Source organism: Streptomyces sp. NPDC044106 (assembly GCF_056433985.1).
This window is the reverse complement of the sequence record NZ_JBWKFZ010000015.1, coordinates 199557-211907: the sequence shown is the minus strand read 5'-3', so window position 1 is coordinate 211907 and position 12351 is coordinate 199557. Positions and strand designations below refer to the sequence as shown.

Sequence of the window (12351 nt, the reverse complement as noted above, 5' to 3'; positions counted from 1 at the left end):
TGCGAGTGGTCCCGCAGCGACATGATCAGGAGCTTGGGGGAGAGCGGCTTACCGGTGTTCCAGGCGGGGCACTGCGACTGGCAGCGACCACACTCGGTGCAGGTGGAGAAGTCGAGGATGCCCTTCCAACTGAACTGCTCTACCTGGGAGACACCGAATACCGCGTCCTCGGCCGGGTCCTCCCAGTCGATCGGCTCGCCGCCCGACGTCATCGGCTGCAACCCGCCAAGCGCCGTGCCGCCCGCCGCCTCACGCTTGAACCAGATGTTCGGGAAGGCGAGGAAGCGGTGCCAGGCGACACCCATGTTGGTGTTCAGACCGACCACGATCATCCAGATGAAGGAGGTCGCGATCTTCAGGCCCGCGAAGAAGTACGTGAGGTTCTGGAGGGTGGAGAGGTCCATCCCCCTGAACCAGGAGACGAATGGGTACGAGAGGAAGAACGAGGCCTCGTAGCCGTCGACGTGGTGCTGGGCGCCCTCCAGGGCGTGCAGCGTGAAGATGCAGACGCCGACGGTGAAGATGACGGCCTCGACGAAGTACGCCTGGCCGGTCTTGGAGCCCGCGAAGCGGGACTTGCGCTCCGGGCTGTCGGGCCTGTTCAGCTGGCGGATGACGATCAGCGTGAGGATGCCGAGCACCGTCATCGTGCCGATGAACTCGACGAAGACGTTGTACGGCGTCCAGTCACCGATGACCGGCAGGAGCCAGTCGGCCCGGAAGAGCTGGCCGACGGCGTTGACGATCGTCAGGAGCAGCGTGAAGAACCCCACCGCCACGAACCAGTGCGCGACGCCGACGATGCCCCACTTGTTCATGCGCGTGTGGCCGAGGAACTCTCTGACCACGGTGAGGGTGCGCTGCCAGGGATTGTCGGTCCGCAGCCCGGCGGGCACAGGCTGGCCGAGCCGTACGAACCGGTAGATCTGCACGATGGCACGGCTGAACAGCGCGACACCGACCGCGATGAGGACCAGCGACACGATGATCGCGGCGAGTTGCATGTGGGGGCTCCTCGAGCCTGCGAGGCGAACTGTGACGAAGCGGCTGCTGCCTTGCTTCCTCCGCCGCACTGTAGTCAGCGAGGTGGAGATCCGCGTCGCTCAGGCAAGCCACGGCCGGGCGACTGCCCTACCTGCGCCTAAGGGCCGGATAAGAGTTGAGTCCCCCCGACTCACTTCTGTTGACGCAAGCGCACCGCTGATGCATCCTTGAGTCAGATCCACTCAAGATGTACCTCTGGAGGAACCGAAATGGCACGTGCGGTCGGCATCGACCTGGGCACGACTAACTCCGTCGTAAGCGTTCTGGAAGGCGGCGAGCCCACCGTCATCACCAACGCCGAGGGTGCCAGGACCACGCCGTCCGTCGTCGCCTTCGCGAAGAACGGCGAGGTGCTGGTCGGCGAGGTCGCCAAGCGCCAGGCGGTCACCAACGTGGACAGGACCATCCGGTCGGTCAAGCGCCACATGGGCACCGACTGGAAGGTGGACATCGACGACAAGGGGTTCAACCCCCAGCAGATCTCCGCGTTCATCCTGCAGAAGCTGAAGCGTGACGCCGAGGCGTACCTGGGCGAGAAGGTGGCCGACGCGGTCATCACCGTCCCTGCGTACTTCAACGACTCCGAGCGCCAGGCCACCAAGGAGGCCGGCGAGATCGCGGGCCTGAACGTCCTGCGCATCGTCAACGAGCCCACCGCCGCCGCCCTGGCCTACGGCCTGGACAAGGACGACCAGACCATTCTGGTCTTCGACCTCGGTGGCGGCACCTTCGACGTCTCGCTCCTCGAGATCGGCGACGGCGTCGTCGAGGTGAAGGCCACGAACGGCGACAACCACCTCGGTGGTGACGACTGGGACCAGCGCGTCGTCGACTACCTGGTCAAGCAGTTCAACAACGGCCACGGCGTGGACCTCTCCAAGGACAAGATGGCGCTCCAGCGCCTGCGCGAGGCGGCCGAGAAGGCCAAGATCGAGCTGTCCTCCTCCACGGAGACCTCGATCAACCTGCCGTACATCACGGCCTCCGCCGAGGGCCCGCTGCACCTGGACGAGAAGCTCACGCGCGCCCAGTTCCAGCAGCTCACGTCCGACCTCCTGGAGCGCTGCAAGACGCCGTTCCACAACGTCATCAAGGACGCGGGCATCCAGCTCTCCGAGATCGACCACGTCGTTCTCGTCGGTGGCTCCACCCGCATGCCCGCCGTCGCCGAGCTCGTCAAGGAGCTCACCGGCGGCAAGGACGCCAACAAGGGTGTGAACCCGGACGAGGTCGTCGCCATCGGCGCCTCGCTCCAGGCCGGTGTCCTCAAGGGTGAGGTCAAGGACGTCCTGCTCCTCGACGTGACCCCGCTGTCCCTCGGCATCGAGACCAAGGGCGGCATCATGACCAAGCTCATCGAGCGGAACACCACGATTCCGACGAAGCGCTCCGAGATCTTCACGACGGCCGAGGACAACCAGCCGTCCGTCCAGATCCAGGTCTACCAGGGCGAGCGCGAGATCGCGGCGTACAACAAGAAGCTCGGGATGTTCGAGCTGACCGGTCTGCCGCCGGCGCCCCGTGGCGTCCCGCAGATCGAGGTCTCCTTCGACATCGACGCCAACGGCATCATGCACGTGACCGCGAAGGACCTCGGCACGGGCAAGGAGCAGAAGATGACCGTCACCGGTGGCTCCTCGCTGCCGAAGGACGAGGTCGACCGGATGCGCCAGGAGGCCGAGAAGTACGCGGACGAGGACCACGCCCGCCGCGAGGCCGCCGAGTCCCGCAACCAGGGCGAGCAGCTCGTCTACCAGACCGAGAAGTTCCTCAAGGACAACGAGGACAAGGTCCCGGGTGACGTGAAGACCGAGGTCGAGACCGCCGTCAGCGAGCTGAAGGAGAAGCTCAAGGGCGACGACACGGCCGAGATCCGCACCGCCACCGAGAAGGTCGCCGCCGTCTCGCAGAAGCTGGGCCAGGCCATGTACGCCGACGCCCAGGCCGCGGGCGGGGGCGCCGAGGGCGCTGCCCCCGGCCCGGACGCCGGGGCCAAGGCCGACGACGACGTGGTCGACGCCGAGATCGTCGACGACGAGAAGCCCGGTGACGCGAAGGGTGGCGCTGCCTGATGACCGAGGAGACCCCGGGTTTCGGCGAGAACGCCGAGAATCCCGACGTCCCCTCTGGCGCCACCCCTGATGACGCGGCGCCGAAGGCCGCCGAGCCCTCCACCGAGGAGGGCCCGGCGGCCCCGGCCGGGGACACGGAAAGCAAGACGTCCGCGCAGGACGTGGGCCTGACCGCACAGCTGGACCAGGTGCGCACCGCGCTCAGCGAGCGCACGGCGGACCTCCAGCGGCTGCAGGCCGAGTACCAGAACTACCGCCGTCGGGTGGAGCGGGACAAGGTGACGGTGAAGGAGATCGCCTCGGCGAACCTCCTCTCCGAGCTGCTCCCCACCCTCGACGACATCGGCCGCGCCCGTGAGCACGGTGAGCTGGTGGGCGGCTTCAAGTCGGTGGCCGAGTCCCTCGAGACCGTCGTCGCCAAGCTGGGCCTTCAGCAGTTCGGCAAGGAGGGCGAGCCCTTCGACCCGACGATCCACGAGGCCCTGATGCACTCGTACGCGCCCGACGTCACCGAGACGACGTGCGTCGCGATCCTGCAGCCGGGGTATCGCATCGGCGAGCGCACCATCCGCCCCGCGCGGGTGGCCGTCGCCGAGCCGCAGCCCGGCGCGCAGACGGTCAAGGGCGAGACGGCGGAGGCCGACGCCGAGTCGGCCGAGCCGACGGACAAGGACAGCGGTGGCCCGGACGAGGGCTGACGCTGAACTGACGAGGGACTACCGAAAGGGGGTGCGTCGGGGATGAGCACCAAGGACTTCATCGAGAAGGACTACTACAAGGTCCTCGGCGTCCCCAAGGACGCCACCGAAGCCGAGATCAAGAAGGCGTACCGGAAGCTCGCCCGCGAGAACCACCCGGACGCCAACAAGGGCAACACCAAGGCGGAGGAGCGCTTCAAGGAGATCTCCGAGGCGAACGACATCCTCGGTGACCCCAAGAAGCGCAAGGAGTACGACGAAGCGCGTGCTCTCTTCGGCAACGGCGGATTCCGGCAAGGCCCCGGAGGCGGCGGCGGATCGTTCAACTTCGACCTGGGCGACCTCTTCGGAGGCGGCGCCCCGGGTGGCGGTGGAGCGGCCGGCGGCGGCTTCGGGGGCGGTCTCGGTGACGTCTTCGGGGGCCTGTTCAACCGCGGCGGCGCGGGTGCCGGAGCCGGTGCGCGTACGCAGCCGAGGCGCGGCCAGGACATCGAGTCCGAGGTCACGCTGAGTTTCACGGAGGCGGTGGACGGTGCCACGGTGCCGCTGCGCATGTCCTCCCAGGCGCCCTGCAAGGCGTGTTCCGGCACCGGCGACAAGAACGGCACGCCGCGTGTGTGCCCGACCTGCGTCGGCACGGGCCAGGTCTCGCGGGGCGGTGGCGGAGGGTTCTCCCTCACCGATCCGTGCATGGACTGCAAGGGCCGTGGGCTGATCGCCCAGGACCCCTGCGAGGTCTGCGGCGGCAGTGGCCGCGCCAAGTCGTCCCGGACGATGCAGGTGCGGATTCCGGCCGGTGTCTCGGACGGGCAGCGCATCCGCCTGCGCGGCAAGGGCGCACCCGGTGAGCGCGGCGGCCCGGCCGGTGACCTGTACGTGGTCGTGCACGTCGACACCCACCCGGTCTTCGGCCGCAAGGGCGACAACCTCACGGTCACGGTGCCGGTGACGTATCCGGAGGCGGCGCTGGGCGGCGAGGTGAAGGTGCCCACGCTGGGCGGCCCGTCCGTCACCCTGAAGCTGCCCGCGGGCACGCCGAACGGACGTACGATGCGGGCCCGCGGCAAGGGAGCGGTCCGCAAGGACGGCAGCCGCGGCGACCTGCTCGTGACGGTGGAGGTCGCGGTTCCGACGTCGTTGAGCGACGGGGCGAAGGAAGCCCTGGAGAGCTACCGCAAGGCGACTGCGGACGACGATCCGCGGGCAGAACTGTTCCAGGCCGCGAAGGGAGCATGAGATGGACGGCCGTCGTCGACAGCCCGGACTGAGCAGGGCGTATCAGCTGACCGATGAGACGCCGGTCTACGTCATCTCGGTGGCCGCCCAGTTGAGCGGCCTGCACCCCCAGACCCTGCGGCAGTACGACCGCCTGGGCCTGGTCTCCCCGGACCGCACCCCGGGACGCGGCCGTCGCTACTCCGCCCGCGACATCGAGCTGCTGCGTACCGTGCAGCAGTTGTCGCAGGAGGAGGGCATCAACCTCGCCGGCATCAAGCGGATCATCGAGCTGGAGAACCAGGTCGCCGCGCTCCAGTCGCGCGTCGCGGAGCTCTCCTCGGCCGTGGAGGGCGCCGCCGTCGCCATGCAGCAGCGTGAGGCGGCGGTGCACGCTTCGTACCGCCGCGACCTCGTCCCCTACCAGGACGTGCAGCAGGCGAGCGCGCTGGTGGTGTGGCGGCCCAAGCGGACGTCCGAGCAGTAGGTTCCGTAACCTGAAACAGGGCCGGGAGGTGACCACCTCCCGGCCCTGTTTCGATGTGGGCCGACGGTTTTACCGGGGGAGTTGAGCTGACCATGGCCATGGTGGGGTTGTTCTGGATCGCCGAGGGCGATGTGTACGTGGGGGCGAAACCGGCCGGGCTCGCCGCCGGGGTGCGGCTGTCCCCGGAGGGCGTACTGGCCCTCGGCGACCGGCAGTCCGGCATGTGGCCGTGGGAGGACGTGCGCGCCCTGACGGTCGACGACGTCCCGGTGAAGTCCCTGCGGCGGCATGTGGGCGCGGCGGTCGACCTGGTCCTCACGGTCGGCCTGGGCGGCGGCGACGAGGCCCCCACGATGACGGTGCGCCTGACGGCCCCCGACGGCGACAAGGAACTGACGGCGTACACCGCGGCGGCGATCGGCTACTCCCAGACGGAGTACGACCTCTCCCGCGCGCTCCTGTCCCGCCTCACGGAGGGCGCGGGCTCGCTCCTCACGACGCTGACCGCGATGGCGGACTGGGGCCGTCGCCACGAGGGCGGGTCGCCGCGGGCGGCGGAGCGGGAGGCGTTGTTGCGGGAGTGGGTTGCGGGGAGTGGGGGGTGAGGGTGAGGGGTGAGGCGTCTGCCCGTGCCCGTGTCCGTGTCCGTGTCCCTGGCCCTGTCCCGGGCCCTGGCCCTATCTCTGGTGATGGTCCAGGATCTTTGACTGCCCTATGAGGTAGCCGAGTTGGGCCCGGCTGTGACTGCCGAGCGTGCTGGCCAGTTTGGCGATGTGGACGCGGGCGGTGCGGATGTTCATGCCGAGCCGGTCGGCGACCTCCGCGTCGGTGAGGCCTTCGACGAGGAGCCCCGCGATGGCGTGCTGGCGGGCGGTGATGCCGTTCTCGGGCGGCTGGGGGGCGGCCTGCGGCCACATGGGGGTCGCCAGCCCCCAGAGCCGCCAGAAGGTCGTGGCGAAGTACTCGACGAGGGCCGGGTGGCGCAGTTCGAGGGCGACGCTGCGGTCCCGGCTCGCGGGGATGAACGCCACGGTCCGGTCGAAGACGAAGAGCCGGTCGGTCACCTCGTGCAGGGTCCGGGCCTCGGCGTCGCCGGTGAGCTGCTCGAAGTAGGCCAGCACGGGCAGGGAATGGCGCGTTGTGTGCTGGTAGAGAGTGCGCATTCGGCACCCTCGGGTGAGAAGGGCCTGGTCCCGTGGGAAGACTTCGGCCAGGGTCTCGGGCGGTCGCGTCCCGCCGGGCTGTACGGCGAGGAATTCCTCCGTGACCCGGCCCATCGCGCGGTCGATGGCCGCGTTGATCGCGTCGAGCCCGTCGAGCACGATGACGGAGCGGTCGCCCGTTCCGGAACAGGCGTCGGCGCCGAACCGCACGTCGAGGACGGCGGGGTCGATGGGGACGGAGGGGCGCAGCCGTTCCGGGTCGTCGGGGTGGGGTTCCAGGATCCCCAGCTCCTCCAGGCAGGGAGCGCCTACGGCCTCACTGCGCAGAATGCGCCCCTCGCGGAGGGAGCGCCGGTAGACGCCCAGCCCCTCCGGGCAGAGTTCGTCGACGGCGTGCGGTAAGTGCTTCGTGGCCATTCGGTCCCCCTCCTGCCTGGTTGAAGCGCCGCGATTCTATGCAGGCGAGGAGTGGGCCGGTCCGGATGCCGTAGTTCAAGTGTCTACTTATGGACGGCCCCGCGAACGTGTCTTATTTCCGTCCGGTTCCCACGCCCGTCATGTCGTTCTTCCCTGTTCGAGAATTCCCGACTGGGCGATGAGATAGCCCAGTTGGGCCCGGCTGCCGCTGCCGAGGGCGGCGGCTATCTTGGCGATGTGGGCGCGGCAGGTACGGACGTTCATGCCGAGGCGGCGGGCGATTGCCTCGTCCACGTGGCCGTCGACGAGGAGTTTGGCGATGGAACGCTGGACGCCGGTGATGCCGTCCGTGGACGGTGCGTAGGGGGCCTCGTCGAGCAGCGGTGACGCTCGTTGCCACAGCTGCTCGAAGACGTTGGCCAGATACTGGACGAGGCCTGGATGGCGGAGTTCCAGGGCCGTTTGGCGGTCCTCGCGGGCCGGTATGAAGGCGACGGTCCGATCGAAGATCATGAGTCGTTCGATGAGTTCTTCGAGTGTGCGGACCTCCACCTTGCCCTGCCGCATGTGCTCGGCGTAGGCGATGGTGGTCTGGCTGTGGCGTGCGGTGTGCTGGTACAGCGTTCGCATCCTGATGCCTCGGTCGAGGATGCTCTGACTCTGCTTCACCGCTTCGGTGACGATGGCTTCGCTGCGCCCGCCGCCGGGTTGGACGGTGATGACCTCCGACTGGCATTCGGCTATGGCGACTTGAATGGCCGCGTTGATGCGGCTTCCGCCTTCGAGAACGGTGATCGAATGGGCGGCAGGACGGTCCTGGGCGGTGATGGCCATAAATGGCTCGAACGTGTCGGCGAGTTCGTTGGCCAGCGTCCTCCGCTCCTGGATCTCGCGCTCAATGGGGCGGACGCGTTGGGCGAGTGCCGAAGTGGGCGGAACAGGGCGGAGCCAGTCGGCGTCATCCGGATCGGGGACCAGGAGCGCGAAATCCATAAGGCAGGGAGCGGCTTCCGCTTCCGTGCGCCGGATGCGTCCGGTACGCAACGCGTTGCCGTAGAGCCGCTTACCTTCATCGCATAGTTCAGCCATGGCATGTGGATGTGCCCTAATTGAGCTGTTTATTGGCATAACTCCACCCCCCAGGGTCTTGAACGTGCAGGAACATGATGCATCGGTCCTGTGGTGTTCGCATGGCTGAATGAGCCATCGTCTTGGAAGGCCGGGGGAGAGTCGCGATGGAAGTGAGGACGAAGCCCGCTATGCGCCAGGGAAAGCTTCGCTCGGTACTTGTCTGTGCCTTCTCCGTTGGGTTGGCTGTCAGCGCCTTCAGCGCTCTGAGCGCGCACCCGGACGACGATGCCGCCGCACGAACCGCGTCGGCCGCGTCCGCGGCGCCGTCGGATGTCATCTGGGACGCCGTTCCGCAGGGTGACGTGATCTGGGCGTCGGCTGCGAAGGGGGATGTCATTTGGGGGACCGCTCCGAAGGGGGGCGCCGTCTCATGAGTACCCCTCCCGACGACCGCACCTTCCGCCGAGAAATGGCCACCGCCTACCGCTCCGGTTGGCACTTCATCGATCTTGTGACCGCGATCCCCCACCGCGGCGACTCGTTGATGGTGACCCTGCTCGGTGAGCCCATCGTCGTCACCCGTGACGACGAGGAGGAGATCAGGGCCTACCGGTGTCTGCGCCGGCCCCGCGGAGCGCCGCAGCCCGTGCGCTGCGCCGTCCGGTACGGGATGGTCTTCGTCAACCTCGACCGCCGTGACCACCAGGTGGTCGGCGGGCAGGACCAGCACGACCAGGGCGCCGCGAGCGCCTCGGACAACGTCACAGCCACCCCCCGCAGTGCCTGACGCGATTCCCCCGTCGTTGTAAATCGCGCAGGCGCTTCCCCCAGCAGCGGCGCCACCGTGGACCTGAACACGGTGGCGCCGCTGTGGTGTGCGCGGGTGCTTTTCCGTTACGCCTTGCCGAGCGCGCGGGTCAGCGTGATCTCGATCAGGACCCGGTCCGGGTTCGGCGACGGCCTGCGCCCGTACCGCTCCTCGTAGCGGATCTCCGCCTCCGCGATCTCCCGCGGCGCCGTCCTGATCTCCGCCCTGCCCTCAAGCGTGGCCCACCGCCGGCCCGCGAACTGGCACACGGCCACCCGCGCGCCGGGCCCGTCCACGCCCGTCGCCGCGAGGATGTGCACGACCTTCCGGCTCGTCTTGCGGGCGAGGACCCGCGCGACCCCGGCGGCCGGGTCGTACGTGACGCCGACCGGCACCACGTGCGGCGTGCCGTCCGGGCGCAGGGTCGTCAACGTGCACAGGTGCCGTTCGCGCCAGAAGCTGAGGTAGTGCTCGGGCGGGTCGCACGGATCGATCCGGGCGGCGGGCGGGGTCGGCGGGTTCGGGGTCATGGTTACGGAACATAGCCGCCCGGACTTCCCGCTTCGTCCTTGAGTGGAATAGACTCAACTTTGTGTACGTTGACCAAGTCAGTGTTACGCGTACGGCTCAACAGGAACCCGTAGGGCCGTAGGACGACGTGGTGGGACCCGTAAGGAGGAGAGGCGCACGTGGACGCCGAGCTGACCAACAGGAGCCGGGACGCGATCAACGCGGCCACCAGCCGCGCGGTGCAGGACGGTCACCCTGACCTGACCCCTGCGCATCTGCTGCTCGCGCTGCTGGAGGGCGAGGACAACGAGAACATCGTCGACCTGCTCGCCGCGGTCGAGGCCGACCAGGCCGCCGTCCGCGCCGACACCGAGCGGGTGCTCGCCGCGCTGCCCAGCGTGACGGGGTCCACCGTCTCGCCGCCGCAGCCCGACCGCGAGATGCTGGCCGTCGTCGCGGACGCGGCCCAGCGCGCGAAGGAGCTCGGCGACGACTACCTGTCCACCGAGCACCTGCTCATCGGCATCGCCGCCGAGGGTGGCAAGGCCGGGGACGTACTCAACCGGCACGGAGCCGGCAGCAAGAAGCTGCTGGCCGCATTCGAGAAGACCAGGGGAGGGCGCCGGGTGACCACACCCGACCCCGAGGGCCAGTACAAGGCCCTGGAGAAGTTCGGCACCGATTTCACCGCCGCCGCCCGCGAGGGCAGGCTCGACCCGGTCATCGGGCGGGACCAGGAGATCCGGCGCGTGGTCCAGGTCCTTTCACGGCGTACGAAGAACAATCCCGTCCTCATCGGCGAACCCGGCGTCGGCAAGACCGCCGTCGTCGAAGGGCTCGCCCAGCGCATCGTGAAGGGGGACGTCCCGGAGTCGCTGAAGAACAAGCGGCTCGTCTCCCTCGACCTGGGCGCCATGGTCGCGGGCGCGAAGTACCGCGGCGAGTTCGAGGAGCGCCTCAAGACCGTCCTCTCCGAGATCAAGGAGAGCGACGGGCAGATCATCACGTTCATCGACGAGCTGCACACCGTCGTGGGCGCCGGGGCCGGCGGCGATTCCGCCATGGACGCCGGGAACATGCTCAAGCCCATGCTCGCCCGCGGTGAGCTGCGGATGGTCGGCGCGACCACCCTCGACGAGTACCGCGAGCGGATCGAGAAGGACCCCGCCCTTGAGCGGCGCTTCCAGCAGGTCCTCGTCGCCGAGCCGAGCGTCGAGGACTCCATCGCGATCCTGCGCGGGCTCAAGGGGCGGTACGAGGCGCACCACAAGGTCCAGATCGCCGACAGCGCGCTCGTCGCCGCCGCCACCCTCTCCGACCGGTACATCACCTCGCGCTTCCTGCCCGACAAGGCCATCGACCTCGTCGACGAGGCCGCGTCCCGGCTGCGCATGGAGATCGACTCCTCGCCCGTCGAGATCGACGAGCTCCAGCGCGCCGTCGACCGCCTGAAGATGGAGGAGCTGGCGATCGGCAAGGAGACGGACCCGGCGAGCAAGCAGCGCCTGGAGAAGCTGCGGCGCGATCTCGCCGACAAGGAGGAGGAGCTGCGCGGCCTCACCGCACGCTGGGAGAAGGAGAAGCAGTCCCTCAACCGCGTCGGTGAGCTGAAGGAGAAGCTCGACGAGCTGCGCGGCCAGGCCGAACGCGCCCAGCGGGACGGCGACTTCGACACCGCGTCCAAGCTGCTCTACGGCGAGATCCCGGCCCTGGAGCACGACCTCGAAGTCGCATCCGAGGCCGAGGAGGAGGCCGTCCAGGCCAAGGACCTCATGGTCAAGGAGGAGGTCGGCCCGGACGACATCGCCGACGTCGTCGGCTCCTGGACCGGCATCCCCGCGGGCCGCCTCCTGGAGGGCGAGACACAGAAGCTGCTGCGCATGGAGGACGAGCTCGGCCGCCGCCTCATCGGCCAGACCGAGGCCGTGCGCGCCGTCTCGGACGCGGTGCGGCGCACCCGCGCGGGGATCGCCGACCCCGACCGGCCCACCGGTTCGTTCCTCTTCCTCGGCCCGACCGGCGTCGGCAAGACCGAGCTGGCCAAGGCCCTCGCGGACTTCCTCTTCGACGACGAGCGGGCCATGGTCCGCATCGACATGAGCGAGTACGGCGAGAAGCACAGCGTCGCCCGTCTGGTGGGCGCGCCCCCCGGCTACGTCGGGTACGAGGAGGGCGGCCAGCTCACCGAGGCGGTCCGGCGGCGTCCGTACAGCGTCGTGCTGCTCGACGAGGTCGAGAAGGCGCACCCGGAGGTCTTCGACGTGCTGCTCCAGGTGCTCGACGACGGGCGGCTCACCGACGGGCAGGGCCGGACGGTGGACTTCCGCAACACCATCCTGGTCCTCACGTCCAACCTCGGAAGCCAGTACCTGGTCGAGCCGCTCACCAGCGAGGAGGAGAAGAAGCAGCAGGTCCTCGAGGTGGTGCGGGCGTCCTTCAAGCCCGAGTTCCTCAACCGCCTCGATGACCTCGTGGTCTTCTCCGCGCTCACCAAGGACGAGCTGGCGCACATCGCCGAGCTGCAGATCGGCCGCCTCGCCAAGCGGCTCGCCGAGCGGCGGCTCACGCTCGACGTCACGCCCGCCGCGCTGGCCTGGCTCGCGGACAAGGGCAACGATCCGGCGTACGGGGCGCGGCCGCTGCGGCGCCTCATCCAGACGTCGATCGGCGACAGGCTCGCGAAGGAGATCCTCGCGGGTGAGGTGAAGGACGGTGACGTGGTCCGCGTGGACCGCGTCGAGGACGGCCTGGTCGTGGGTCCCGCGACGGGTTCGCCCACGGGCAAGTCGCTGTAACGGCATCCCGTCTGCGGGCAGTGGTCCGTCCTCGCGCGGTTCCCCGCACCCCGTCAGGGGCGCGGGGAACC

The 12351-nt window shown here is 68.9% G+C and carries 10 protein-coding genes and 1 pseudogene; 7 read left to right on the top strand and 4 right to left on the bottom strand.

Going from position 1 to position 12351, the window contains the following annotated elements:
• A pseudogene (locus AC07DI_RS27625) lies at positions 1-1004 on the bottom strand (Fe-S oxidoreductase); the annotation flags it as partial.
• Positions 1005-1253: 249 nt separating this feature from the next.
• On the opposite strand from AC07DI_RS27625, the gene dnaK reads away from it, so the two are divergent.
• From dnaK to AC07DI_RS27600, 5 genes are all read left to right on the top strand, one after another.
• A complete protein-coding gene (gene dnaK / locus AC07DI_RS27620; RefSeq protein WP_478906643.1) occupies positions 1254-3116 on the top strand; it encodes a molecular chaperone DnaK in 1863 nt (620 codons plus the stop codon).
• Positions 3116-3814, top strand: coding sequence for a nucleotide exchange factor GrpE (grpE, locus tag AC07DI_RS27615; protein WP_384263749.1), 699 nt, complete (start codon positions 3116-3118; stop codon positions 3812-3814). Before dnaK ends, grpE begins: the two co-directional genes overlap by 1 nt.
• A gap of 42 nt (positions 3815-3856) precedes the next feature.
• On the top strand, positions 3857-5050 hold the full coding sequence (gene dnaJ / locus AC07DI_RS27610; RefSeq protein WP_384263746.1) for a molecular chaperone DnaJ: 1194 nt from the start codon (positions 3857-3859) through the stop codon (positions 5048-5050).
• 1 nt (position 5051) lies between these two features.
• A complete protein-coding gene (locus AC07DI_RS27605; protein WP_384263743.1) occupies positions 5052-5516 on the top strand; it encodes a heat shock protein transcriptional repressor HspR in 465 nt (154 codons plus the stop codon).
• A gap of 92 nt (positions 5517-5608) precedes the next feature.
• Positions 5609-6121, top strand: a complete 513-nt coding sequence (locus AC07DI_RS27600; protein ID WP_384263740.1) for a hypothetical protein — start codon at positions 5609-5611, stop codon at positions 6119-6121.
• A gap of 72 nt (positions 6122-6193) precedes the next feature.
• Here AC07DI_RS27600 and AC07DI_RS27595 read toward each other — a convergent pair whose 3' ends face one another.
• The gene (locus tag AC07DI_RS27595; RefSeq protein ID WP_384263737.1) at positions 6194-7096 is read right to left on the bottom strand and encodes a helix-turn-helix transcriptional regulator; all 903 of its coding nucleotides are present in this window, start codon (positions 7094-7096) and stop codon (positions 6194-6196) included.
• 138 nt (positions 7097-7234) lie between these two features.
• Complete coding sequence (locus AC07DI_RS27590; RefSeq protein WP_384263734.1) at positions 7235-8224, bottom strand: helix-turn-helix transcriptional regulator; 990 nt, start codon at positions 8222-8224, stop codon at positions 7235-7237.
• 373 nt (positions 8225-8597) lie between these two features.
• Here AC07DI_RS27590 and AC07DI_RS27585 point away from each other — a divergent pair, with 373 nt between their 5' ends.
• The gene (locus tag AC07DI_RS27585; protein WP_384263732.1) at positions 8598-8954 is read left to right on the top strand and encodes a hypothetical protein; all 357 of its coding nucleotides are present in this window, start codon (positions 8598-8600) and stop codon (positions 8952-8954) included.
• 107 nt (positions 8955-9061) lie between these two features.
• Here the strand turns inward: AC07DI_RS27585 and AC07DI_RS27580 are convergent, their stop codons facing one another.
• On the bottom strand, positions 9062-9505 hold the full coding sequence (locus AC07DI_RS27580) for a pyridoxamine 5'-phosphate oxidase family protein (protein WP_384263729.1): 444 nt from the start codon (positions 9503-9505) through the stop codon (positions 9062-9064).
• 159 nt (positions 9506-9664) lie between these two features.
• On the opposite strand from AC07DI_RS27580, the gene clpB reads away from it, so the two are divergent.
• Positions 9665-12280 carry an ATP-dependent chaperone ClpB gene (clpB, locus tag AC07DI_RS27575; RefSeq protein ID WP_478906639.1) on the top strand — a complete coding sequence of 872 codons (2616 nt, stop codon included), beginning with the start codon at positions 9665-9667 and terminating at the stop codon, positions 12278-12280.
• The last annotated feature ends 71 nt before the right edge of the window (positions 12281-12351 follow it).